We start from the raw sequence: 25,445 nt of genomic DNA on the forward strand, positions 1-25,445 counted from the left end.
AGGCTTTAATATCGCTTTTAGATAAATCTAAAGGCAAAACTGAGATTTAGCATTATTTAAGTAAGACTAAATTTTAGTAACAATTTGTGGAGAGATGGCTGAGTGGTTGAAAGCACCGGTCTTGAAAACCGGCATACGTTAATAGCGTATCTAGGGTTCAAATCCCTATCTCTCCGCCACTACACAGAAAGCCCGTTGAGAAATCAACGGGCTTTCGTCATTTCTGACGTTTGAGAATTAGACGGGATTTGCATCAAATCTCTAGTCGATCGAGTCCCAACTCTCAGAACGATTAAGAAGCCTCGCTAGAAATAGCGGGGTTTTGTCGTTTTCAGTATTTGAAAATTAGCTAAAGCCTTACCATAACGGGAATTTGAAAACGAACAGGTTGCAGTGTCACCTATTATCTATAATGGTGGTTGCCCTAAGCTTAACTTTATGAATTTTAGGTACAAAAAAGCCCAAGCTAACAGCTCGGGCTTTTCAGTAATTGTTGCTTGGTCGAGTTATTAGAACTCTTTTGGAGCAAAACCTGTCATTACGTCTAGGCGAAGCTCTTTACCAACTTTAGTCAGTGGGTGAACGATAACAAGACCTTTCACACGCTTCTTAAGTTTGCCGATATCCGCTTGTTCCGCTTTAGTGATTTCACGAGAGAATGGCATATCAAGCAGGCTCTTACGCTCTTTGTTTAGCTCGTAAGTTTGCTTATGCTTAAGTTGGTTCAGTTTCTTTGTTAGATCTTCAACTTCATTCGTGAACTTAGTAATCATTTCGTGATCACCACGAGAGCGAGCCGCATCAAGTTTACGTTGGCAAGTATCTAAACGGTTGTGCAGCTTTTGAATATCAGTTTTTATGCTCATGGTAATTAGGCTCAAATTTTTATTGGTCGAGGAGTATAGCATAGCTGAAATTCAACGCTCTACTATACTGCTCGATCAAAGGATTTAGTTGATCAGTTCATTGCCTGACGCATTGCCCGCAAAGAAAGCATCAACGTTGTTTAAAGTTACTGAAGCTATGTTGTTCAGCGCTTCATGAGTCAAGAAGGCTTGGTGCCCTGTGAACAATACGTTGTGACAAGCGGATAGGCGGCGGAACACGTCATCGACAATTACGTCGTTTGATTTGTCTTGGAAGAATAGGTCTTTTTCATTGTCATACACGTCTAAACCTAGTGCGCCAATTTTGCCCTGTTTTAGTGCTTCAATAGCGGCGACTGAATCAAGCAATTCACCACGGCTAGTATTAATGATCATGACGCCATCTTTCATTTGAGAGAAGGCTTGCTCATTCAATAAGTGGTAGTTTTCTTCGCTCATAGGGCAATGGAGAGAAATGACGTCTGCGTTGGCGTAAATTTCTTCGAGAGAACAGTAGCGAGCGCCCATTTCTAGTGCAAGTGGGTTTTCATAAGGGTCATAGCAAAGCAGTTCCATGCCTAAGCCTTTGAAGATACGCATAGTCGCGATACCAATTTTACCGGTGCCAACAATGCCTACGGTTTTTCCATAGAAGTTGAAACCGACCAAGCCTTCTAGGTTGAAGTTTGCATCACGTGTACGCTGATACGCTTTATGTAGTCGGCGATTCAGGCACATCATCATACCGACCGTATGCTCAGCGACGGCTTCTGGGGAATAGGCTGGAACGCGAACTACTTGCAGGCCTAGCTCCTTTGCAGCCTCTAAATCTACTTTGTCAAAACCAGCACAGCGCATAGCGATAAGCTTAGTACCGTTTAGAGAAAGCTGTTTAAGTACAGGTGCAGATAAGTCATCGTTAACGAAGGCACATACCACTTCACAACCTTGCGCCATTTTCGCTGTTTTAGAGGTCAATCGAAAATCGTGATAGTGGAACTCGAAGTCCCGATGATTTTTGATTTTATTGAAAGAGGCTTCGTCATAGGATTTTGCACTGAAAAAAGCGATGTTAAGCATAATACCCTCTCTATTTGTGCTGAATTTATAAAGTAATCTCCTTATAAAGTAATATAACTTGGTTGCAATAAGTAGTGATATTTGTACATATTAAGTTTGCTTTGGTATTACCTTATGATTAGCATGGCTGCTCTTTGGTGTTCCCTTAAGTTGTAAGAGTTAGGCGTTCTGGCGATGTCAGTAAAATGGTTGTCTTTAATCTTGTGTTGTTTTTTTATCCCTCTTACGCAGGCTGCTGTAGATTTGGTCAAAGTAGACAAATCTAAGCGCAGAATGTACCTAATGGAAAATGGCGAGGTGGTGAAAGAATACCGAATTGCGTTAGGCGCTAATCCCAAAGGACACAAACAGCAAGAAGGGGATAATAGAACCCCAGAAGGTGATTACACCCTAGATTATGTGATTAATGATTCTGCTTTCTATCGTTCTGTCCACATCAGTTACCCAGATGCGATTGACCGTTTGGAGGCCCATCGACGAGGTGTATCTCCTGGTGGAGACATAAAGGTTCATGGTCTCAAGAATGGTGAGACGCAATCCCCTCAGTTTATTCAAAGCTTTGATTGGACCAATGGTTGTATCGCTATTACCAACGAAGAGATGGATGAGTTTATCAAGTTGGTCAAAATGGGAACCCCAATTACCATTGAATGGTAATGAAGTTCCAGATTCCAATATTATGAATTAGACATGAATCGGCTAGGGTGATCGCTAAAGATGCCATCCAAGGCTGGTAAGTGTTTTAGCTTATTTGGGTTGTTGACCGTATAGCACATCACCTTATAGCCCGCTTGTTGTAGTTTATTGATTTGGCGTGAACGCACCCAGTTAATATTGAGGTTGCAGCTGTAAGCATTTACCTCTTCCAGCAACAGCTTATCTTGACGAGTAAAGAACTCACTTAATACTCCTAACCGATAGCCAGTACAGCGCTTGTGTAGTGCTCTAATCACATCATGACTAAAGCTTGATAAAAGGATGCGCTCATGAGCTAATGGACTTTCAGAGAGCGTTTGAGCGACTATTTGAGCAACATCTTCTGCGGAATGGTGATCGACTTTTACTTCAATATTGAGGTTCAGGTTATTTTCTGCTGCGAGCTCTAGCAGCTCTGATAATGTCATGATGGATTCATTGACAAACTCATCGCTAAACCAGCGACCAAAATCCAACGTTCGAAGTTCTGATAAGGTCATTTGGTCAACTCGACCTCGACCATTGCTACAACGGTTTACTGTGTGATCATGACAAACTACCAGTACGTTGTCTTTGGTTGGTTGAACATCTACTTCAACCCAATGCAGTCCCATATCAATGGCGGCTTGAATACTGGCTTTCGTGTTTTCTGGATACTTACCTGCCACACCTCGGTGGCCAATCAATAGCGTTGTCATATACGTCTATTCTCAATAAGAAACTGCAAAGAATTGTACTCCTTTTTCGTTTCTAGAGTCGAAATGTATGGGATTATTTTTTATTTATGAACACAAAGACGAAATTGCCATCATTCAAACTCGATCGAATAGAGAAAGACTAGCTTAGATAAGTATTCTAGGTATCATAAAGTAATTGGACTTTTATGCTCTCGCATCCCACGCTTTTAGGGTGAATATTAAGAGAGGGTGTAACTATATTTTCAGGGAGAGAAGTATGAAGATTGGTGTAATTGGCGCTGGTGCCGTGGGTGTCGGAGTATGTAATTACTTACTGACCATGGGTAGCGTAAGTGAATTGGTTCTACTGGATCAAAACTTAGAGCGTGCCGAAGGGGAGGTTTTCGACTTCCGTCATACTGCTGCACTTACGTTCTCTAAAAACACCCACGTTATTCCTACCGATGATTATCTAGATCTCCTAGGTGCTGATATTGCTGTGATTACTGCAGGCGCGCAGATTAAACAAGGCCAGACTCGAATCGATATTGCAGAAATTAACGCTAAGATTGGTGTTGAAATTGCTCGAAAGATTGAGCGAGTTGCTCCTAATGCAACATTGATTGTTGTTTCTAATCCTTGTGATATTGTCGCACACTTCATCGCGGCTAATACTGGTTTCGATCACAACAGAGTCATTAGCAGTGGCTGTGTGATTGATACGGCACGTTTGATGAGTATCGTCGCAAATCGTGTTGATTTGGATCCTAAGAACATTTTTGGCTACGTTCTTGGTGAACACGGTAGTAACTGCTTCACGCCTAAAAGTCTCATTTCCATTGCAGGGCAACCCGCAGACTACTATTGTGATACACACCATATAGCGCGTATTGATGCCGATGAATTACTCGAAGCTGTCAAACAAGCTGGTTACGAGATCTTTCGCCGTAAACAAAATACGGTTCATGGTATTGCCGCGAGTGTATTTCGTATTATTCAGGCTATTAAGATTAATGAGCGCTCCGTCCTTCCTGTCGGTACTATGATGACCGGGCAATATGGGGTAGAAGGTGTGGTGCTCAGCTTACCGACAATTGTTGGTAAAAAAGGTGCAGAGTCAGTACTTACTCACCCATTTACAGATGAAGAATTGGACACCTTGCATTCCATTGGTAGCAACTTGCGCGGTATCGTAGAAGATGTTGCTAAAGTGACAGGTCTAAAGTGCTGATTTAGCAGATATTATATATAACGAACAAATCTTGAATTAGCTCACTGAAAAGTGGGCTTTTTTTGTGCTGTTTTTCGAAATAAAAACCACAAAAACTATGGTTGTTTAATGTGTAAATGAGTAATAGAATGCGAACCATTTTTATTTGAGTGGTGATTGAACATGTCTCGAGTTTTGATCGTAGATGACGACGTTCCGTTGTGTGAATTGTTAGAGGCAGTATTGCAAGAAGAGGGTTATACCGTTTCTTCTGTGCATTGCGGTGAAAATGCGTTGCAGTATATGGAAAAAACACCAGTTGACTTGGTTCTTCTTGATGTGATGCTGCCAAACCTAAATGGTATGCAAGTTGCTCGTCGTATTTGTCAACGCTTTGCCACTCCGATTCTGATGCTCACCGCGCTAAATGATGAGAATTCAATGTTAGATGGCTATCAAGCTGGGGCCGACCAGTACATCGGTAAGCCATTTAATGTCGCTGAGCTGTTGATGCGCATAAAAGCGATTCTTCGCCGAGTAGGTTTGGAACGTCAGCGACAAGCGATGTGCAGCACTGTACAAAGTATTAGTGGTCAACTAAACAGCTTGCCATTGACAGGTACTGAAGCTGATTTGCTTGGTTATCTGGTTAAAAATCAGGGTATTGTGGTCTCTAAAGCTGAGCTGCAAACCGAAGTTTTAAAGAAAGAACTAAGCCCGTTTGATCGTAATCTGGATATGCATATCAGTAATATACGTCGAAAACTGGTGGAAGCTGGTTTGTCTAAACAGCATATTAAAACGTTTCGTGGTAAAGGTTATAGCTACCTAGAGGCTGTGACGAGCTAATGAAGTTTGTGTGCCCATCCTACATCGCTAAGCGCAGAGACAGCCTTGCATTTCAACTTTTTAGTTATATGACGGCCATCGTCATTAGCATTTTGGCCGTCCAAGCTGTTGCTGAGCAAGCATTGGTTAAAGCGATGCTTAAAGTGCCAGCAGCAGTCAAAACTGAAATGCTGGATTTGGCTCATCAAGCCAACGTGTTGATTGAAGAGGGGGACATGGATGAATTGGCGGATTGGGCCAATGCTCAGCATTTTTATTTGTTCGTTTTAAATGAAAACCAACACCCAATAACGCATCGCCTAATGCATCCTCATTTTGAGTTTAAGTTGAAATTCAAAAGGAGTTTAGACGAGCAGCTAGAAGGTAAAGTCAGTAGACCTATTTTCAGTATTCCTCTTATTGGTAACAATAGCTTAGTCATTCAGCTACCGCACCGTTTGCACCCAGCCCATGATTTCATTCTCTACTTTTCAATACTTAAGGTAATCATTGCTGCGGTCATTTTAGCTCTCTTTTCGCTGTTGATGGCAAGGAATCTACAACAGCCTTTGGATCGACTTAGAGAAGCCAGCAAGAAGCTGTCGGCTGGTGATTTCAACGTGAGCGTGGTTGCTGAACTGAAATCAAACACGCGCGAATTCAATGAACTGGCTCGAGACTTTGATCACATGACCAAAGAGATCCACTCGTTGGCGGAAAAGCAACGTCGTCTAATCCGCGACGTGTCTCATGAGTTACGTACGCCTCTTGCCCGTCAGAATTTGGTATTACACCTGTTAAGAAAGCGTGTCGGTGATAGCGAACAGAGTCTAGTGAATCGTATGGAAGAAGAAGCCAATGAGCTTAATCACCTTATAGGAGAGATTCTGGAGTTCAGTCGGTTAGAAAATGCACGCTACGATACGGAGTTAAAACGCAGTGACTTGGAGCTCTTGCTTGCCCCTCAAGTAGAGCGTTGCAAAATAGATTTGAAAGCTGAGCAGAAGCTTTCATTTGATTGTGAAGCAACAAGAACAAAGGCACAGTGTGATGACACTTTAGTGGTTCGATGTTTAAACAATCTGATTGGTAATGCGATCAAGTACGCAGGGGATACTGCTCAGATTGATGTTTCGTTATCGAATAAAACCGCCGATAAGCATAGTTATTTGGCGGTGACCATTTCTGATGATGGTCCAGGTATCCCCATAGATAAACTGTCAGATATATTTGACCCATTTACCCGCTTAGATGCATCTCGCGACAAAAAGCTCGGTGGTTATGGCCTGGGGCTAGCGATAGTAAAAGAGTCGATGAGAATGATGGGGGGCAAAGTCATTGCATCTAATCGTCCTGAAGGTGGACTTGCCGTTACCTTGCTGTTCAGACAGTAGGCTAAATCATAGTAAAGGGAAAATGTGATTTACATCTAGTTCACGAAGCAAATTGAACACGAGCTCTTTACAAACCTTTACGAATGCAAAGAATGTAAATTTAATGCAAATAGTAATAGTTATCACTTATATTCTCCTGAAAAATAACTATTAAGGAATCACGTAAGGTATATGTGAATTCCGAAACACAGTCGGAGTAAAAGGATATGTTTACTAAGAGCCAATTGGCATTAGTGATTGGTGCGGTGTTAGCAGCGCCTGCAGTGGCAGAAGTTCAAGCAACAGATGAACACCTCGTAGTTGAAGGTCGTGAATTTGGTTACAAAGCGGATACCAACACAACAGCAATGCGTATGGAAATGACGCAACTGGAAACTCCAGGGCAAGTTGCTGTTATTGATGAAGCAGTAATCGATGAGCAACGTGCAAGCACACTAGGTGAAGTCCTACAAAATGACGCGAGTGTTAGTGCGGGCGGTACAAGCCGTAACCGTGAGCGCTTCTCACTACGTGGTTTTGAACTAAGCAGCTCAGATGGCTTTCTTCGCGATGGTCGTCAGCACTGGTCTCACTACCGTCAACCAATTGAGCTTTTAGAGCGAGTTGAAGTTCTTAAGGGTCCTTCAGGCCTACTTTACGGCAAGTCTGAGCCGGGTGGCCTTGTGAACATGGTTTCGAAGAAGCCAACAACAGAAACGCAAGCAAGCTTGAGCCAAGATATCGGTTCAAACGATCATTCTCGTACAGTACTAGACGTGAGTGGTGCATTGAATGAAGAAGAGACGCTACGTGCTCGCGCCATTCTTGCAAAAGAAAGCTACGGCTCATGGCGCGAATACGGTGACGGTACCGAGCCAGAAACGGACCGTGCTGTTGGTGGTTTAGTTGTGGAGTACGACATCACTGAAAACGTGATGGTTTCTGCACATTATGACCGTACCAAAGATGAAGGCAGTGTGGATTCAGGTGCTTACATCGTAGACGGTAAGCCTGTGCTTGGAGACAAGTATATTTGGGATGCACAATGGTCGAAGATCGATAACGATGTAGAAAACTACGGTATCGACATTAACGCGCAAGTTACAGATAACGTAAATGTGAAAGCGGGTTATAACCGTCAAGATTTCAAACGTTTTGATGTGGAGTCTTACCCGAAATTCGATATGTACGAAAAAGACGGTACGGTTAAGCACAAAGGTAACGAGCGTTCTGATAACTGGGTATTTGATACTGCGTACGTAGATGTGACGACAGATTTTTCACTATTTGGCACAGAAAACACGCTTTTAGTTGGCGCAAACTATCTGGATTACAGCTACGACCGTTTTATGGCATTCCATGAGCAAGCGTACGTCCCTGCGGGCGAAACCGTTGTTAAGCCAGAGCCAACAAGCTCTAAAAAGTGGCCGACCAGCGAATATGATACTTGGGGTATCTACGCGCAAAACATGATGACAATCAACGATTATTGGCAAGTACTAGCGGGTGTTCGTTACGATGAAAAGCGTAGTGATACATTAACTGAGAGCCAAGTATCACCAAAGCTAGGCGTTATCTTTCATCCTGCGAGCAACGGTTCAATCTATGTCCAGTACTCTGAAAGCTTTATGCCACAAGGTGCAGTGAGTGATACTGACTTTACCAATGATGGTGAGGAGCTAGAGGCTGAGCGCGGTATTTCTTACGAAGTAGGTACTAAATGGGAACTGTTTGATGAGCGTTTATACCTAACTGGTGCGTTGTTTGACATTACTTTGGAAAATGTTCGAATAGATGTTAACGATCCAAACAACCCTGGCATGGAGCTAGCGACGCAAGATGGTGAGCAAGTGCACCGAGGTGCGGAGGTCCTAGCGCAAGGTTTCGTTACTGATGAGCTATCTCTGACTGCTTCTGCAATGTACTTGGATGCAGAATTGACCAGAAGTAAGTACTACCAAGGTAACCGTCCGGCAGACGTTCCGGAGTTTTCAGCAAGTGTTTGGTCGAGCTACAAAGTTCAGAACAACACCAACGTAAACCTGGGATTGATTTATGAAGGTGAGCGCTACGGCGACGCGGCGAACACATTTAAGAAAGATGGGTATGCACGTATTGATATGGGCGTGTCATACACACACAAGTATGATGAGAAGTTGGACATAGTAACTCGATTCAACGTGGAAAACCTATTCGATACTGACTACTTAGCAGGTGGCGGTAGCACAAATGGTGATCAAGCGGGAGCGAGTAATGTAGTGATAGGTGAGGGCCGAAACTACATGGCGACAATCCAGTTCAAATACTGATAACAATCTGATTTTTAAAGGGGAAGAAGAGTCTTCCCCTTTAGTCGTTTTTGGAAAACAGAAATATAACTCGTATGAATCTAATGAAATCAAGTATCGCTCTGTTGATCTCATCGGTTTTGATTCCCGTTCACGCGGAAAATCTTAACGATGCACAAGCAGTGCAGAGTAAAACAAACCAAGCGTCGGCAGTGAGCCAAAAGCGCATTGATGCAAGTGCAGAGAAGTCTTTGTCTCTAGAAGCTGAAATTGAGCAGCTACAAGAAGAAGTCAGCAACTTGAAGATTTATCGTGATCACCTGTCAAATCTTGTCGATAGTCAGAATGACGAAGTAGCAAGTTTGAATGAGCAAATTGAGCAGATCGCTCAGACTCGTCAAGGCGTAGTGCCTTTGATGTACCACATGCTCGATGGCCTTAAAACGATCGTGGCTAATGATAAGCCTATTCGCAAAGCACAGCGTGAAGAGCGTATTGCTAAACTCGATGCCATGATGACCCGTGCGGACGTCGCGGATGCTGAGAAATTCCGTCGAATTCTAGAAGCGTACCAAATTGAAATGGACTATGGCACTAAGATCGGTGTTTACCAAGGTAAGATTGCTTTGGACAGCAACGATCAAGTTGAAGCCGATATTCTTTACCTAGGCCGTGTGTCGCTTATTGCGCGCAGCCTGTCAGGTGAACATTTCTGGAGTTGGTCTCAGCAACAAAAAGCATGGCAAGCCGTTGGAACGGAACAGAAAGCAGAACTCGATAACGCATTCGCGATGGCGAACAAACAGATTGCACCGAGCATGCTTACTTTGCCTGTGTCTCTAAACGTTGCGGAGGGCAAATAAATGATGAAGAAATGGCTATCAGTCGCATTGATTTCTAACGCTGCGCTTCTACCGCACACCACATTTGCAAGCGATACTTTGCTGCAGAAAGCACAGCAAGAGAACCGCCAACAGCAGTCACACAACGTGGCTCGTGAGTCTGGCTTTAAGCAAACTCAACAAGAGCTGCAAGCAATGAAAAACAAGCTTGTAGCAGAGCGTGTAGCGTTACAGGCAGAAGCTGACACGCTTGGCGTGACGTTCAGTGAAAATGAAGCAGAGCTTGCACAGCTAGAAGAAAAACTGCGCCTTGAAACAGGCAGCTTAGGTGAGTTGTTTGGTGTGGTTCGCCAAAATGCAAAAGAACTGGAAGCAGAACTTAAGCACTCTGTTACTGGTGTAGACGCAAACTCTTACCAGCAAAATATCGCCGACATTGTTGCCGCTAAATCACTACCAACATTGCCACAGCTTCAAGCAATGTGGCGCAGCATGGAAGAGCAAGTCAAAGCAAGTGGCGAGATAGCGAACGTGTCCTTCTCATTGCTTGATGGTGAAGGGCGTGAGCAAACCGTTGATGGTGTCCGCCTTGGCTCAATGGCGCTGTTGAACGATGCGGGTTACGTAAAATGGAATGGTCAACGCGGTGATGCAGTTAGCTATCTCCGCCAACCAGAGAATGGTCCAACGGCAAGCAGCGTAAAGGCTGGTGAAATCGATGCCGTAGTGATTGACCCATCTCGTGGCATTCTACTTGAGCAATTAGCAAATTCACCAACCATGGCCGATCGCCTGAACGCAGGTGGTGTGGTTGGTAAGATCATTCTTGGCTTGTTAGCGATTGGTTTGATCATCGCGTTGGTTCGCGGTGTGTCACTAATGATTGCTCGTCTGAAAATCGCCAAACAGCTTAAGAATCCAGCTCAACCAGAAGATAACCCACTCGGTCGTATCTTAGCGGTTTACCACAAAGACAAGCACCGCAGTGTAGAAGCGCTTGAGCTTCGTCTACTAGAAGCTGTCGTGGATGAGCAAACGCACCTTGAGAAAGGCCTATCAATGCTGAAACTGCTTGCGGCTCTGGCGCCGATGCTTGGTCTACTGGGTACAGTAACAGGCATGATCGAAACGTTCCAAGTGATCACTCAGTTTGGTAACGGTGACCCGAAAGTGATGGCTGGTGGTATCTCAATGGCATTGGTGACCACTGTACTTGGTCTCGTTGCAGCAATGCCGTTGCTTCTGGCACACAACGTATTAAGCTCTCAAGCAGAGAACATTCGCAATATTCTTGAGAAGCAAGGCATTGGCCTTGTGGCAGAACAAGCTGAGCGTGATATGCCAAAAGGCCAAAAAGCACCGAATACAGTAGCGGAGAACGCAGCGTAATGGAGCAGATCCTACTCAACACATTGGGTTTGATCAGTGAGGATTGGGCCTCAACCTTGATGCGCTTTATGCAGCAAGGTGGCCAAATCCTATGGTGGTTGGCAGCCGTAGTTGCGGTGTGCTGGTTACTGGTTATGGAGCGTGTTCTTTACCTAACAATGGAATTTCCAAAGGTGAAGAAACAGCTTTGTGCGCAGTGGTTAGCAAGAGCCGAACATCACTCTTGGTACGCGCATCAAATCCGCGAAGGATGGATAGCTAAAGCGCACATTGAACTGCGTCAAAACCTATCAACGATTAAAGTCCTTGTGGCCATTTGTCCAATGCTAGGTCTATTAGGAACGGTAACAGGTATGATTACGGTTTTTGATGTGATGGCCACACAAGGCAGCAGCAATCCAAAATTGATGGCTTCTGGTATTTCACTTGCGACGTTGCCAACCATGGCAGGTATGGTCGCAGCACTTGCTGGCATGTTTGTGCATGCGCGCTTAAGCAAAGTGTGTGAACGCAAAGCCCTCCAGTTAGAACAATCTTTAAGGAGTCAGAAGTGAGACTCGGACGTAGAACCAATCGACAGGATGAAGCACAGATCGACTTAACCTCGATGCTGGATATTGTCTTCATCATGTTGATCTTCTTCATTGTGACTAGCTCATTTGTGCGTGAGTCTGGTGTGGAAGTGAATCGCCCTCAAGCATCGAATGTCGTTAGTCAAAAAGATGCGGGCATTTTTATTGCGGTAACTGCTGCAAATGATGTGTACATCGATAAACGTTTGGTGGATATCGAGCGTGTGGAAGCCACCATCGAGCACCTATTGCTTGAGCAGCCAGATGCATCGCTTGTGATTCAAGCTGATGAGCATGCTTACAATGGTACGGTTGTGAAAGTCATGGATGCGGCGAAGGGCGCTGGTGTGAAGAACATTGCTTTGGCGGCGGAGAAACCTTAATGAAAAGGCTATTACTCGCGCTACCAGCATCAGTTTTGATCGCGGTGAGCTTGTTTAGCTTTATGGCGTGGATGGTCGATAAGGGCAATCAACGTGCACCTAAACCTTCGGAGGCGGTGCGCTTTGATATGGTGATGGTAGAGAATGATGCTGATGTTCAACGTCGTCAACGCTCTGTACCTGAGCAGCCTGAACCACCAGAATCGCCAGAGCCGATGGACGTGTCTCAAGCGGAAACCCAAGTAGAGCCAATGAGCCAAGTAACGCCAATCAGCGCATTGGGTTTGAATACTGCGCTGGATGGTATCGCGATCAGTGCGCCGAACTTAAAAGGCAGCATGGGCAACCAACAGGCGATAATGCTTTACAGCCCAGAGCCTCGTTACCCAAGTAAAGCGGTTAAGCGGAAGATCGAAGGCTACGTGACGATGCGCTTTACTATTGATGCGACAGGCCGTCCTAAAGACATTGAAGTGATAGATGCTAAACCTAAGAGAATGTTCGAGAAAGAAGCCATTCGTGCATTGAAAAAGTCGAAGTATCAGCCGAAGGTTGAAAATGGTGTAGCGGTCGAGCGCTTTGGGCAAACCAGAAGAGTGGAGTTCAAGTTAGCTAAATGATGAAGCAATTCTTAATCGGAGCGGTATTCAGCCTGAGCGCTTTTACCACTGTCGCGAATGAACTGAGTCAGTACACGGCGACTCGTGTTCAACGTGCTCACAACCTGGCGCAAGAAGAAAAGCTGCAAGAAGCCATTTCCACGCTCGAAGGTCTCGACTTATCTCGTGAGTATGATCAAGCGTTTGTTGCTCGCATGCTGGGTATTTTCTACTGGCAGAATGAGCAAGTTAAGCCTGCTATCAAGCAATTGGAGATCGCAGTAAATAGCGGTCTTTTGAATGACGAGCAAGCTTGGCAAACACGAAAAATGTTAGCGGATATGCTGTTAAATGAGCAGCAGTTTTCTAAAGCTCTGCCTCACTACTACGACTTGAGCAAATCGGTGCCAAAGACTCAAAAAGCGCACGATATTTGGTTGCGCATCGCGCAGTCTCACTATCAGTTGAGTCAATGGAACAAAGTGCTCTCTGCAATGGCTCGTTATGAGAAACTGGGCCAGCCAGATGAGATGGCGCCTCTGTCGATCAAATTGTCTGCAGAGCTTGAGCTGAAAAAGTGGAAACCTGCCATTGTTACGATTAAACGCCTGATTGCGATTGAGCCTGAGCGTGTGGAATGGTGGCGACAGCTTGTTGCTCTGTATTTACGTGTTGGTGATGACAAGCGTGCTCTGGATTCTCTCGCTCTTGCAAAATTGCAAGGTGTCGCGTTGAACCAAGGTGATTTGAGGCTTCTCGCTCAGTTGTATGGCAAGCGTGGTATTCCAGAGCGAGCTGCACAAATATTAGGTGAGCTGAATGACATAAACTCAGACAGCAAACTTAAAGCACAACAAGCAACGTACTGGCAGATGGCCAAGGAATGGGATAAGTCGATTGCAAGTTGGCGCGTGGCTGCAAAGTTGGACCGTCAATATTACTGGAACTTGTCTCAACTGCTTGTTCAAGAGGGGCAATACAAAGATGCGCTAGTTGCCTTGGACGAGGTTTCTGGGCGTAAAGCTGATGTGGCATTAGTGAAGACTCGTGCTTACTATAAGCTGAAACGTCTAGAAGATGCGTTAGCGAATGCCAAGCGCGCGAACGAGATTGAGCCATCAACCCAAGCAGAGAGTTGGGTGAAATACTTGTCTCAACTGCGCAAAGCAAAAGCGAGCCAGAATAGCTAAGTCCAATTGTAAATAGGCACGTATTGGTGCTCGAAAGACCCGGGATAACTCTCGGGTCTTTTTGTTTGTAAACAGTGAATCTGGTTCGATCTGTTTTTAAATATCATAACGTTATATTACCTCCATTCAGCGTTAAGACTGGAACGTCAGTTTTTCTTATAAGGACAGTACTATGAATCTCGATTCTGCTATCTGGCTATGGGGCCCACTTATACTAGCGATAGGTGCGGTGTTTTTTCGGCAAAAGGTGGTTGCTCTGGTTTTACTTGGACTCACTTTGCTGAGTGCTCTGTTTATCGGTCGGATAGAGCTCACCGCATTCGTAAGTACTTTAGTGGTTTTGGGTGTTGCGTATCGACTGCCCATGTTGGCGTCGAACCAAAAAACGAAGCCCGTTTATTATTTGGGCTGGAGCGTTGTGATTATTTGGTGTGTGATGCTCTTTGTGCATGTCATTCCGGGTTTCAATAATCTGCAAGTTCTTGACAAAGTGACGGCAGGTCCACTGAGCGCACCTTTCTCGATGTATCTGAATTTAGACAAGCCGCTGGCTCTCTTTGCTCTCTTTCTCGCTTATCCTTTTTTGCTGGGCGGAGAGGCTAAAGGCAGAGTAAAGCCTGCATTGCTGGTGATGATTCTGCTGCTTTCGCTGCTGCCTATTGCCGCTATGCTTGGTGCATTAAAGCCGGAGTTGAGTCTGCCATCATGGTGGTGGCTATTTGCGTTGAACAACCTAATACTTACTTGTGTGGCTGAAGAAGCGCTGTTCCGAGGGTTTGTACAGCAATCATTTTCCCGCCGTTTTGATTGGCGACTAGGTTTGGTCATCGCTAGCATCTTGTTCGGCTTGGCTCACTTTGCTGGTGGTCCTCTACTTATTGTATTCGCAACGTTGACGGGACTGGGCTACGGACTGGTATTTCATTTCACTGGCCGTTTATGGTGCGCGGTGTTAGCCCATTTCTTATTTAACTTCTGCCATTTGGTGTTCTTCACTTATCCCATTTTAGCTCGATAAACTTCTCTTTATCTGCTCCCGTTGTTTTTAGCGGGAGCCTGACGTTTACTCTAAACGTAAACAATGTAAATTAAATGCCAATACGAATGATTATCACCTAAATTGAGCCCTCATTTATTGGTGATGATTGTTTCCTATGTTGCTCAAAAGCAAAGGTGTGCAAACTTGGGCCCGCCGTCTGCACATTTACATTTCTATGGCTCTTTTATTGGTGACGCTGTTCTTTGCGTTAACTGGCATCACACTAAATCGCCCAGAACTGTTCGAGCGCAGTGAACCCATCATTCAGCAACACACGCTGACCATTCCGAATGAACAACTCTTTGCTAACGAGGGAAGTTTTCAACCTAATCGAGCAGCACTACTGAGTTTCCTCACCCAAGAAACAGACTTACGAGGCACGCCATCAGCACTTGATGTGTACACCGAGGTTGAGGACGGCGAGCTGCTCATTGGTGAGCTTTCTTTGGATTTCAAAGGTCCAGGTTACAACGCGACGGTATTTGTTGATATGACCACCGGTGAAGCTGAAGTAGAAACCACCAATTACGGCATTGTCGCACTATTAAACGACCTACATAAAGGTCGCAATAGCGGAGATGTTTGGAAGTGGTTTATTGATATCACGGCTTTGCTGATGGTCTTTTTTGTTTTGACTGGTGTGTGTCTGCTACTTCCAAAGAAGAAGACTTTTAGAACCTCAATGCAGTGGATGTCTTTTGGCACTGTGTTGTCACTTATTATTTATTTTGCTGCTGTGCCATAGCGGCCTATTCAGAGAAAATCCGATGTTAAACAAAGGTCGATTCTTTCGTCACAACTCCTTTTGCAAAGTAGCTTTGATTGCTGCCTTAGCACCTTTGCCTCTGCTGGCAGCTCCTTTTCCTGATAATGCCAAAGTCGATTTTGAGTTTGAGTTACCAAAGATTGACACCTCGATGTATGCAAGACCTTATGTCGCAGTGTGGATCGAAGATGAAAAGCGTAAACCAGTCAAAACCATTCAACTTTGGGTAGGTAAAGATGAGTGGTTAAAAGATCTTCGTAGCTGGTGGCGCAAAGTGGGTCGTTATGATCGTGAACTCGTCGATGCTGTAACGTCAGCCACCCGTCCAGCAGGCCAATACCGATTCGTTTGGGATGGTACTAATGATGATGGCCAACGCCTTGAGCAAGGTAACTACACGCTGCACGTAGAAGTGGTACGTGAACACGGTGGCCGCAATTATGTACGTCAAAAAATGCAGTTGGCGGACAGTGAAGTGCGCTACCAAATCAAACCAACGGAAGAGACGGGCGTAATCACCGTCAATTACCAAGTTAAGTGATAGAGAAGGAATAATAATGAAAGCAAAAATGAAAGCGGTGGCACTCGCAAGCGTAATGGCGATGGGGTTAGCAGCGGCGACAACAGCACAAGCGCACCCACGTTGGGTTCTACCTTCTCATTTCACGGTATCGAAAGAAGGTGGTGATTGGCTCACGTTCGATGTGACCGCATCTCATGGGACGTTTGTTTTTGATAAACCAGCAGGCAGTGAGCAAGCGTTTGTGATCATGCCGGATGGCCGTTCTGAGCGTCCTAACTTTGTTGTGCGTGGCAAACGCCGCTCGATGTTTGACTTCTATTTCGAAGAGGAAGGCACACACAAGGTCGCGATCAACAATCAACCTAGCTACTACACCCAATATAAAGCAGGACGTCGTGACACGGTTAAATGGGCAAAAGCGAGTAAAGCTGACCGTGCGAGCGTTATTCCGGAAAAAGCGCGTGATGTGGTGACTCAGCTAAGCTACACCCGTGCAGAAAGCTACGTAACAGTGGGCATGCCAACAGAAAAAGCATTGGAAATTGAAGGCAAATTGCTTGAGATGAAGCCGCTTACGCACCCTTCAGACATCATTGAAGGTGAAGAAGTGATCTTCCAATTTTTCTTTAATGGGGAACCTCAACAAGGTGTGACTGCGGAAATTACTCGTGAAGGCACGCTTTACCGCAACCATCAAGAGCAAATCGATGTAGTGAGTGATAAAGACGGCAAAATTACATTCACGCCGGAAGTGGCGGGCCGTTACCTGATGAAAGCCAACCACAAAGGTGAGCTGAAAAACGACCCACTAGCAGATAAAGCCAGTGTGAATGTTCATCTGACTTTTGAAACGCAACTTAACTAATCAAAGCTTGGCTCAGTGAAACACTGAGCCATTTTGGATACACCATGAAAAACCTTTCAATTCTTAAAGTCTCAGCTATTTTTGCTGGTTTTATTTCCTTTCAAGTAGCGGCGCATTTTCCATTGATGAGTTGCCATCTAGAGCAAGAAAAAGTGATATGCGAAGCGGGCTACTCTGATGGTTCAACTGCAGTGGATTACGATGTTGAGATGTACGATTACGATGACAACTTGATAGCCAAAGTAACCACAGACAAGCGTTCGATTGCTGAATTTACTCATCCTCAAACGGACTTCTACCTTGTCTTCGATGCTGGTCATGAAAACCCAGTAGAAGTGGATGTGGTTGAGTTAAAAGAGAAATGATTACGCAGAAAGTTCGCCCAGATAATGGCAGTCGTGAAGGCAAATGGGTTGCTCTGACCATTGCTGGCATTCTCGCCATATCAACGCTTTTGCTGCCTTATCATCAAACCGAATCAGAGCATACTGAAGCACTCGCACATCAAGTATTGATTACCGATCTTGAACAAGAAGAGCTTGCCATGATTGCTGATCTCAAACTTGCACATGAGGAAATCCGTGATCTTCGTATTGATGAAGGCCAATGGCCAGAAATCAGTGAGCTGGAAGAGTTTTGGGTTGCTCCATTTGTTAAAGACCAAAGCTGGCAGCGCAAAGGCTCTCATGAGTGGCAAAAACTGGATGCAGGTCTTTACATTGGTGTGAGACAAGGTGAAAAGGGCTCGGCTTCGATGCTCTTAGATAGTCGTCATGAGCAAGCCGATATCTGGCTCTCTGCATCAGAGTCACTGGGGCAATTGAGTCACCTTATCCAGCAAGACGAGCGAAAGCAAAATGGCTGGTATCAGGTTGTCTTAATGCCTTCATCCACTGCTACGCATGCCCACTAAGTCGTTATGAACCATCAATATTGCGATCAATAAGCCATCACGTTCAATAAGTAACCATCAATATGATAACAACTATGAAGAAACGCGCCTTCTTACGTCGAATTCTAACGGCATGTACATTACTGGCCGTATCCACTTCAACCTTCGCAGAGAAGCTGAACATAGGTATTACCTTGCAGCCTTACTACAGCTATGTCAAAGCGGTGGTCGGAGATAAAGCGGAGATCATTCCTTTGGTCGATGCAGGCTTTAATCCTCATAACTACTTGCCACAACCGAATGATCTTAAGCGTTTGAACCAAATGGATGTGATTGTCGTGAATGGGATTGGCCATGACGATTTTGCACTAAAAGTGATCCAAGCGGCTCAACGTGATGACCTAGTGGTGATAGAAGCAAACAAAGAAGTACCGCTGTTACCAGCAATGGGGCAATCAGTCGGCAAAGGCGCGGTGAATCCACATACGTTTGTTGGCCTATCGACTACGATTCAAAAGGTTTACACCATTGCGAGTGAGCTGAGCAAACTTGACCCAGAAAATGCCGCTTTTTACCGTAAAAATGCGCGAAAGTACGCCAAAGCGTTTCGCCTTCTAAAGCGTGATGCCATGTTGTCACTTGGGCAGTTAGATACGGCAGGCATGAAGGTTGCGACCACGCACAATGCTTACGGTTATATCTTGCAAGAGTTTGGTGTCGATGTTGCAGCGGTGATTGAACCAGCACACGGTGTTGAGCCAAGTGCTAGCCAACTTCAAGAAACCATCGAGAAGATCCGTCAATCTGGCATTGATGTGCTGTTTTACGAACTCAATATGCCTAACCGCTTTGTCGATACGATCGAAGAAGCGACTGGCGTACAGCTTTACCGTTTTTCTCATATGACCCATGGCGAGTACGAAGCCAATAAGGTTGAAGTTGAAATGCGTGAAAACGTCGCGACGCTTATTGAAGCAATGAAGTTCGTCGCAAGCAAACACGCGCAGGAGAAAGCGTGATGCCAGGTCCTTCTATTTCTCTTAACGGGGTAGGCCTGAAATATGGTGACAACCTCATTCTGCAAGGTATTCAAACCCAGTTCGAGGCGGGACAATGCCACGTCATTATGGGGCCTAACGGTGGTGGTAAGACATCCCTTTTGCGTTCAGTGTTGGGCTTAACGCCTTTTACGGGTGATATCTCGGTACATTGGCCAGATCCAAAGCAGACGCAACAAGCAGGACAAATTGGTTATGTGCCTCAAAAGGCTGTGTTTGAAGCCAGTCTGCCACTGACAGTCATGGACTTTGTATTGCTGAATCAAACACGCGTTCCGCTGTTTTGGCGACGTAAGTCTAAGCAAACTCAACAAGCACTGGCTCAGTTAGAGCGAGTGGGGATGGCAGCGCGCAGTGACCGTCGCATGGGACAACTATCAGGTGGTGAACAACAGCGGGTATTGTTTGCTCAAGCTTTGCTAGACGACCCAAGTTTACTTGTCCTAGATGAGCCAACAACAGGTATGGACGAGCAAGGGGTTCGTTACCTAGAGGGTTTGATTCATGAAGTGGTTGCAGAGGGGAAAACAGTTCTCGCTGTACATCATGATGTAACGGCTGTGCGTCGTTTGGATGCCCAAGTCCATGTTGTGAATCGTCAAATTGTGGCGTCAGGGCATCACTCAGAAGTATTGAGTCCAGAACGCATCGAATCGCTGTTTAAGCACTACACCGCGAAAGTGGAGGCTGCATAATGGATTGGTTAAGAGAACTGGCCCTGCATGGCGTTGAAGCGGGTTGGTTAAGCGACAGTTTTGCTTATGCGTTTATGGTTAACGCGATTGTCGCTGCGCTAATTTTGGGTCCTTTGTTGGGCGGTTTGGGCACGTTGGTGATTGCTAAGCGTTTGGCGTTCTTTTCTGAAGCCGTCGGTCACGCAGCTCTGACTGGTATTGCGATTGGTGTCCTGCTGGGTGAACCGCCAGAAAACCCATTTATTGGACTGTTTAGTTTCTGCATGATCTTCGCTTTATTGCTGCATTTCGTGCGAAATCGAACCAATGTTCCATACGATACACTCGTCGGGGTATTCCTCGCGCTGGCTTTGGCAGTTGGTGCTGCCTTGCTGATGTATGTGGCACGAAAAATCAATATCCACATGTTAGAGAACGTTCTGTTTGGCTCAATCCTGACGGTGACAGACAGAGATATTACGATTTTGGCGGTGAGTTGCTTGATCATTTTATTGTTGCTGATCCCGACATTTAACCGCATTTTGTTGACTTGCATCAGCCCAGATATTGCTCGTGTTCGAGGCTTTAATACCAGCTTCTACGACTACCTGTTCGTTATGATGATCACGCTTGTCACCATTGCGGCAGTGAAGATCATTGGTGCCGTGTTAGTGGGCGCGCTGCTACTTATCCCAGGGGCTACAGCACGTCTACTTACTAAGAGAATGGGTAGCTTTGTGTTGCTGTCATCCTTACTCGCAACCATCGCATGCTTGGTGGGGACGGTCTTACCGATGGAGTTGGAACTTCCGGTGCCATCTGGCGCTTCGATCATTATCGTTTCTGCCATTTTCTTTTTAACCGCAACGATGTACCGCATCGTACGTAAAGCCTAGTCAGGTATCTAAATATGAATACGAAAAAGCTAATCATCGGGTTGGGCATAATAGTAGCGAGCGCATATACGCCACTTACTGTTGCTAAAGACATTCTCACCAGTACCCCTGTCACTTACATGCTGTCACAGCAGTTGATGCAAGGCACAGGCATTGAAACTAGTTACTTACCACCTAAGCGATATGGCATTGAGCGTTTAGTTAACTGGTTTGGGAGCAAGGGTCAGCAACAAGTGATTAAAGCGGGACAGGATGCAACAGTTGCGATCACGTTGGGGGCTATTTGGCATCAAGATCCTACCTTTGTTTATGCTCGACAGGGGAATGTTCGCCTAATTGAGGTTGATGCTTCCCAAGCTATTTCTCCAAGGGCGCAAGGGGTTGCGGCGTTGAAACTAGAAAACGGCGAAACGTCTAAATTTGCCTGGATGAACCCGACCAACTTGATTCGGATGGCTGCGATTGTCGGTGAGGATCTGCAAAAAATATACCCTCAATATCAAGAGCGAATTGAGAAGAACCAACAAGCATTGATGTTGAATGTACGAGAGCTTATTAATCAACAACAAGAAGTCATTTTCGAAAAAGAGATCGATTCGGTGGTATTGTTGGGAAAATCGTTAGAAGATTTCGCATCAGGTAATCAATTGTTTGTTGTCGATCGTCAATTCAAACCTGAATTGGAATGGACTGACAAAGAGAAACTATCTTTAAAAGCTCAATTTGAGGAAGATAAAACTCTGTGGTTGATCACAGATAAGCGACCGTCAAAAACACTGATTTCATTAGTAGCACAGGATCGCATACTGCAAATTGACGTTATTGACCGTTGGGGAAGCAAAGGTATCAAAACTGAGAAGCCACTCGCACGCTGGCAGTTGTAACACGCAAAACTCCACACAAATTATGAAGGGAACTGAAAAGTTCCCTTTTTTTATGTGATTTTGCTTAAGAATTAACCACAAATACCACCGATTGCATAAGAAAGTATTTGTTTCATTTATATTTCATTACTACGTTGTTATGTGTTCGTTGCGATCTGGTTGCTGTTTTTGCTGTCGGGACGAACCAGTACAAACAACTATACGGATGTTAACAATGAAAATGAAAACTCTAGCCGTTGCAGTGGCGGCACTAGCATGTGGTTCTCAAGCTTTCGCAGCAGAAGTTTATAACAGCGATGGCACATCAATGTCGATTGGTGGTCACGTATCGGTAGGCTTAGGTGAGTACTTTGAAGATGAAGTAAAAGTTCACCAAGTTTCTCCTCGAATCAACGTTGCTGGTAAAAAAGATATTGGCAATGGCTTCACCGTCGACGTGAAAGGTGAATGGGCTTTAAATTACTTGAAAGGTGGTGAGAATTCATTTTCTACACGTCTTGGTTACATCGGTGCGACACATGAACAGTTTGGTCGTGTTGTTGCGGGTACGCAATGGGCACCTTACTACGACGTAGCGGGCGTAGCGGATTTACCAATCGCGTTTGCTAACGATTTCTTGTACGACAATCACAACAACCTAGGTACAGGTCGTGCGGAAAAAATGCTTAGCTACCGTAAAAGCTTTGAGTTTGGTGAAGGCTTTGGTTTTAACCTTGGCCTAGGTTGGCAAGGTAACAATGATGATGTGAAAGAAGTACTTAAGAAGAGCCCAATTACAGGCCTACCGGTATACGTAACGACAGGTGCGGAATACGATCAACGAGGTCAAATTGCACTTAGTACTGAACTAGCTGGCTTTGGTTTAGGTTACGTGTATAGCGGCGGTGACGTTACTGTCGGCAATATGACAGAAAATGCGACTTCTCATGTCTTGGCTGCAAATTACGGAAAATATGGTTCGGGCGTGTATGCTGCGATCGTCTACGGTATGAATGAGTACTTCTTTGGTGGTTATGAAGAAACCATTCAGCTAGAAGGTCTATTAGCGTATGGCGTAAATGATTGGACGTTCAGTGTGAACTACGAATCTGTAGAAGATGATAAAGCAAGCAAAACACTTTATAGCGAAGCTGCACTTCAGGCAGAGTATGCAGTTACACCAGCATTCTACACGTTCGCAGGTTACCAGTTTGACCTAGGTAACGATATTGGTAAAGAAGAAAATGATTGGTGGACTGTAGGTGCACGTTACTACTTCTAACCAATAGGACAGTTTCTACTGCCTAAACACATTTATTGTGTTAACGCCTACTCGTTGTGAGTAGGCGTTTTTCTTTCTGTTAAGCTCGAAAGGACGACATAGCTTGTGTTTGGATTAAAAATGCCCGCATTAAGCGGGCATTGAATTTTGTGAGTACTGCTATTTACGCTGGCACTATTTCGTTTCTAGTAAATCTAAGAAGAATGCGTATTCTAATGCGTCTTCTTTCAATCGTTTAAATCGACCTGATGCGCCACCATGGCCTGCTTCCATATCAGTTTTGAACAGCAGTACATTGTCATCGGTCTTCATTTCACGAAGTTTAGCGATCCACTTCATCGGCTCAAAGTATTGCACCTGTGAGTCATGCAAACCTGTTGTCACCAACATGTTCGGGTAGTTCTGAGCTTTCACATTATCGTATGGTGAGTAGCTCAGCATGTAATCGTAGTAGGTTTTATCGTTCGGGTTACCCCATTCGTCGTATTCGTTGGTGGTGAGAGGTATTGACTCATCCAGCATGGTTGTTACAACGTCTACAAAAGGCACGTGCGCACCAATACCACGGTAAAGCTCTGGTGCTTGGTTGATGATGGCGCCCATCAGTAGACCGCCCGCAGAGCCACCAACCGCAAATACTTTATCTTCTGCCCCGTAGCCTTCTTCCACAAGTCCCTTAGTCACATCGATGAAGTCATTGAAGGTATTCTGCTTAGTCAGCTTTTTACCATCTTCATACCAAGGGCGACCAAGCATTTCTGAGCCACGAATATGAGCGATTGCGTACACGAAACCGCGATCAAGTAGGCTGAGGCGAGTTGAGCGGAACGTTGGCTCGATGGTGGAACCGTAAGAGCCGTAACCGTATTGGTAGATTGGGTTGGTGCCGTCTTTCTTAAAGAGGTCTTTGCGGTAAACCAATGAGACTGGCACTTGCTTACCATCACGAGCAGTAACCATGATACGCTCTGATTGATAGTTATCAGCATCAAAATCACCCAGTACTGGCGTTTGCTTCATGATTTCAGATTCACCAGTAGTCAGGTCGAAATCATAGTAAGTTCCCGGTGTGGTCAAGCTGCTGTAATAGATGCGAACTTTTGAGTTATCTAATTCATAGTTGCCTGTTAGGTAAGCCGCAAACGCGCTGTCATTAAATTCAAGTGGGAACTCTTTGCCCGTCGATAGTTGGCGAACCTTAACGGTAGATAAGCCGTTAGCGCGTTGCTCGTAGACAAGGTGGTCGTCGAACAAGTCGAAATCGACAAGCTGAGTGTTATCGTCGGCAGCAATGACATCAACCCATTTAGAGCGGTCGTGCATCTCTTCCGTTTTCACTTTCATCAAGCGGAAGTTTACGGCTTGGTAGTTAGTGTAGATGTAATACCAATCACCCAGTTTAGCGATGCTGTATTCAATGCCAGTCTCTCTAGGATAGAAAGCTTCGGCTTTAGCGTTCGGATTGTTGGCATCAATCACGGAAACGCCACTTGTCTCTGTACTTGAGTGCCAAATGTAAACTTGCTGACCGTCTTTACTCTTACTTAAGAAGGTGTAGTAAGCGCTGTCGGTTTCTTCGTAGATTAGCTCATCGCTAGTCTGAGGAGTGCCCAATACATGGCGATAAACTTGATAACCCAACAGTGTTTGAGGGTCTTTTTTGATGTAGTAGAAGGCTTGGTTATCGTTTTGCCACGCAATTGCACTTGATGCGCCTTCAATCTCATCTTTTAGATATTTGCCTGTCGTGAGGTCTTTGATCTTGATGGTGTAAATACGGCGACTTAGTGTGTCTTCACCGTAGGCCAGCATGTTTTCATTTGGGCTTAAGTATAGGCCGCCAATACTGAAGAACTCATGCTCTTTTGCCAGCTCGTTAACATCCAAGATGACTTGCTTATCTGTACCAGCAAAGTCTTTTGCACGCAAGTGTACTTCGTATTCGTTGTCGCCCGTCACTTCATTCGAGTAGTAGTAACTGCCTTTACGAACTGGAACCGAATTGTCATCTTTCGCAATGCGACCTTTGATCTCTTCAAATAGCTGTTCTTGCAGTGCTTCGGTGTGTTTCAGTACGGTTTCAGCGTACTGATTCTCTTGCTCAAGGTGTTGCAAGATTTCTGGATCTTGGCGTTCATCATCACGCATCCAGTAGTAGTTATCGACTCGTGTATCACCATGAATATTCATTGCATGAGGGACTTTTTTAGCAACGGGTGCTTGGGTTTGTTGAGCAACGAGTTGCGATTGGGAGTAATGGTTCATGGTTGGTAATCCTTGATTGCTGCATCCGGTGACTAGCGCGACCGATACGGCCAACGTGGTTAAAGTGAAACGCATCTATGTGTCCTTTTTGTGTACTCTTCTCGTGTCGCTTTGCCATTCATTTATAGTGTGAGTAAAAGTACGTTTGTGTTCTTCCAGTGAATATTTTTATATCGAATGGCCAACGAATAATTTTTGTATAAGCAATTGTTCTTTTTAGCAAAGATTAGGTGGGATGTTAAATGCAATTGCTGGTGGATGAGATCCAAAGGACAAGATATATACAACAAAAAAAGGAACACACTTTTCAGCATGTCCCTTCTCTTTAC

General features: G+C 44.9%; 26 protein-coding genes and 1 tRNA gene. 23 read left to right on the plus strand and 4 right to left on the minus strand.

Translation table 11 applies throughout. The features are described 5' to 3' along the window. Window positions 1-88 precede the first annotated feature (88 nt). Window positions 89-179, plus strand: a tRNA-Ser gene (locus KIV41_RS08855). A 330-nt stretch (window positions 180-509) separates the two neighbouring features. On the opposite strand, the gene KIV41_RS08860 is transcribed toward KIV41_RS08855, so the two are convergent. Further along, a complete protein-coding gene (locus KIV41_RS08860) occupies window positions 510-866 on the minus strand; it encodes a YibL family ribosome-associated protein (protein ID WP_071235255.1) in 357 nt (118 codons plus the stop codon). Between the two features lie 84 nt (window positions 867-950). Beyond that, window positions 951-1,946 (minus strand): 2-hydroxyacid dehydrogenase, encoded by a 996-nt coding sequence (locus KIV41_RS08865; protein WP_010453311.1) that lies wholly within the window; start codon window positions 1,944-1,946, stop codon window positions 951-953. A 174-nt stretch (window positions 1,947-2,120) separates the two neighbouring features. On the opposite strand from KIV41_RS08865, the gene KIV41_RS08870 reads away from it, so the two are divergent. Then, window positions 2,121-2,603 carry a murein L,D-transpeptidase family protein gene (locus tag KIV41_RS08870; protein WP_010453309.1) on the plus strand — a complete coding sequence of 161 codons (483 nt, stop codon included), beginning with the start codon at window positions 2,121-2,123 and terminating at the stop codon, window positions 2,601-2,603. Between the two features lie 20 nt (window positions 2,604-2,623). On the opposite strand, the gene KIV41_RS08875 is transcribed toward KIV41_RS08870, so the two are convergent. Beyond that, a complete protein-coding gene (locus tag KIV41_RS08875) occupies window positions 2,624-3,340 on the minus strand; it encodes a glycerophosphodiester phosphodiesterase family protein (RefSeq protein ID WP_285336105.1) in 717 nt (238 codons plus the stop codon). Between the two features lie 256 nt (window positions 3,341-3,596). Between KIV41_RS08875 and KIV41_RS08880 the strand changes: the two genes are divergently transcribed. From KIV41_RS08880 to KIV41_RS08980, 21 genes are all read left to right on the plus strand, one after another. After that, window positions 3,597-4,550 (plus strand): L-lactate dehydrogenase, encoded by a 954-nt coding sequence (locus KIV41_RS08880; RefSeq protein ID WP_285336106.1) that lies wholly within the window; start codon window positions 3,597-3,599, stop codon window positions 4,548-4,550. Window positions 4,551-4,712: 162 nt separating this feature from the next. Further along, window positions 4,713-5,378, plus strand: a complete 666-nt coding sequence (locus KIV41_RS08885; protein ID WP_252042254.1) for a response regulator transcription factor — start codon at window positions 4,713-4,715, stop codon at window positions 5,376-5,378. Then, window positions 5,378-6,751, plus strand: coding sequence for a sensor histidine kinase (locus KIV41_RS08890; protein ID WP_045387241.1), 1,374 nt, complete (start codon window positions 5,378-5,380; stop codon window positions 6,749-6,751). The genes KIV41_RS08885 and KIV41_RS08890 overlap by 1 nt, the downstream gene beginning before the upstream one ends. A gap of 206 nt (window positions 6,752-6,957) precedes the next feature. Then, entirely contained in the window at window positions 6,958-9,039 is a 2,082-nt protein-coding gene (locus KIV41_RS08895) for a TonB-dependent siderophore receptor (protein WP_285336107.1), read from the plus strand. A gap of 74 nt (window positions 9,040-9,113) precedes the next feature. Beyond that, window positions 9,114-9,881, plus strand: a complete 768-nt coding sequence (locus KIV41_RS08900; RefSeq protein WP_171358501.1) for a DUF3450 domain-containing protein — start codon at window positions 9,114-9,116, stop codon at window positions 9,879-9,881. Then, a complete protein-coding gene (locus tag KIV41_RS08905) occupies window positions 9,882-11,249 on the plus strand; it encodes a MotA/TolQ/ExbB proton channel family protein (RefSeq protein WP_285336108.1) in 1,368 nt (455 codons plus the stop codon). It abuts the gene before it with no gap. Beyond that, entirely contained in the window at window positions 11,249-11,803 is a 555-nt protein-coding gene (locus KIV41_RS08910; RefSeq protein ID WP_285336109.1) for a MotA/TolQ/ExbB proton channel family protein, read from the plus strand. The genes KIV41_RS08905 and KIV41_RS08910 overlap by 1 nt, the downstream gene beginning before the upstream one ends. Next, window positions 11,800-12,204 (plus strand): biopolymer transporter ExbD, encoded by a 405-nt coding sequence (locus tag KIV41_RS08915; protein ID WP_005432634.1) that lies wholly within the window; start codon window positions 11,800-11,802, stop codon window positions 12,202-12,204. The genes KIV41_RS08910 and KIV41_RS08915 overlap by 4 nt, the downstream gene beginning before the upstream one ends. Continuing rightward, complete coding sequence (locus KIV41_RS08920) at window positions 12,204-12,824, plus strand: energy transducer TonB (protein ID WP_010453289.1); 621 nt, start codon at window positions 12,204-12,206, stop codon at window positions 12,822-12,824. The genes KIV41_RS08915 and KIV41_RS08920 overlap by 1 nt, the downstream gene beginning before the upstream one ends. Next, window positions 12,821-13,993 carry a hypothetical protein gene (locus tag KIV41_RS08925; RefSeq protein WP_285336110.1) on the plus strand — a complete coding sequence of 391 codons (1,173 nt, stop codon included), beginning with the start codon at window positions 12,821-12,823 and terminating at the stop codon, window positions 13,991-13,993. The genes KIV41_RS08920 and KIV41_RS08925 overlap by 4 nt, the downstream gene beginning before the upstream one ends. 172 nt (window positions 13,994-14,165) lie before the next feature. Further along, window positions 14,166-15,011: a CPBP family intramembrane glutamic endopeptidase gene (locus KIV41_RS08930; RefSeq protein ID WP_285336111.1), complete on the plus strand. Its 846-nt coding sequence runs from the start codon at window positions 14,166-14,168 to the stop codon at window positions 15,009-15,011. A gap of 136 nt (window positions 15,012-15,147) precedes the next feature. Further along, a complete protein-coding gene (locus KIV41_RS08935; RefSeq protein WP_010453283.1) occupies window positions 15,148-15,777 on the plus strand; it encodes a PepSY-associated TM helix domain-containing protein in 630 nt (209 codons plus the stop codon). Between the two features lie 22 nt (window positions 15,778-15,799). Beyond that, window positions 15,800-16,339 (plus strand): DUF2271 domain-containing protein, encoded by a 540-nt coding sequence (locus KIV41_RS08940; RefSeq protein WP_252042261.1) that lies wholly within the window; start codon window positions 15,800-15,802, stop codon window positions 16,337-16,339. A gap of 16 nt (window positions 16,340-16,355) precedes the next feature. After that, window positions 16,356-17,186: a DUF4198 domain-containing protein gene (locus tag KIV41_RS08945; protein WP_252042262.1), complete on the plus strand. Its 831-nt coding sequence runs from the start codon at window positions 16,356-16,358 to the stop codon at window positions 17,184-17,186. 44 nt (window positions 17,187-17,230) lie between these two features. Then, window positions 17,231-17,551, plus strand: coding sequence for a hypothetical protein (locus tag KIV41_RS08950; protein ID WP_285336112.1), 321 nt, complete (start codon window positions 17,231-17,233; stop codon window positions 17,549-17,551). Next, window positions 17,548-18,099, plus strand: coding sequence for a DUF6162 family protein (locus KIV41_RS08955; protein ID WP_252042263.1), 552 nt, complete (start codon window positions 17,548-17,550; stop codon window positions 18,097-18,099). The genes KIV41_RS08950 and KIV41_RS08955 overlap by 4 nt, the downstream gene beginning before the upstream one ends. Window positions 18,100-18,173: 74 nt before the next feature. Beyond that, window positions 18,174-19,097 carry a metal ABC transporter solute-binding protein, Zn/Mn family gene (locus KIV41_RS08960; protein WP_182052551.1) on the plus strand — a complete coding sequence of 308 codons (924 nt, stop codon included), beginning with the start codon at window positions 18,174-18,176 and terminating at the stop codon, window positions 19,095-19,097. Further along, window positions 19,097-19,831 (plus strand): metal ABC transporter ATP-binding protein, encoded by a 735-nt coding sequence (locus KIV41_RS08965; protein ID WP_252042265.1) that lies wholly within the window; start codon window positions 19,097-19,099, stop codon window positions 19,829-19,831. The genes KIV41_RS08960 and KIV41_RS08965 overlap by 1 nt, the downstream gene beginning before the upstream one ends. Next, entirely contained in the window at window positions 19,831-20,706 is an 876-nt protein-coding gene (locus KIV41_RS08970; protein WP_005432612.1) for a metal ABC transporter permease, read from the plus strand. The genes KIV41_RS08965 and KIV41_RS08970 overlap by 1 nt, the downstream gene beginning before the upstream one ends. A 14-nt stretch (window positions 20,707-20,720) precedes the next feature. Then, the gene (locus KIV41_RS08975; RefSeq protein WP_252042266.1) at window positions 20,721-21,590 is read left to right on the plus strand and encodes a metal ABC transporter solute-binding protein, Zn/Mn family; all 870 of its coding nucleotides are present in this window, start codon (window positions 20,721-20,723) and stop codon (window positions 21,588-21,590) included. 214 nt (window positions 21,591-21,804) lie between these two features. Further along, complete coding sequence (locus tag KIV41_RS08980; protein WP_045387197.1) at window positions 21,805-22,851, plus strand: porin; 1,047 nt, start codon at window positions 21,805-21,807, stop codon at window positions 22,849-22,851. A 174-nt stretch (window positions 22,852-23,025) separates the two neighbouring features. On the opposite strand, the gene KIV41_RS08985 is transcribed toward KIV41_RS08980, so the two are convergent. Then, the gene (locus tag KIV41_RS08985; protein ID WP_285336113.1) at window positions 23,026-25,191 is read right to left on the minus strand and encodes a S9 family peptidase; all 2,166 of its coding nucleotides are present in this window, start codon (window positions 25,189-25,191) and stop codon (window positions 23,026-23,028) included. Window positions 25,192-25,445: the final 254 nt, after the last annotated feature.

Source organism: Vibrio sp. D401a (assembly GCF_030248515.1).
GTDB lineage: Bacteria > Pseudomonadota > Gammaproteobacteria > Enterobacterales > Vibrionaceae > Vibrio > Vibrio rotiferianus.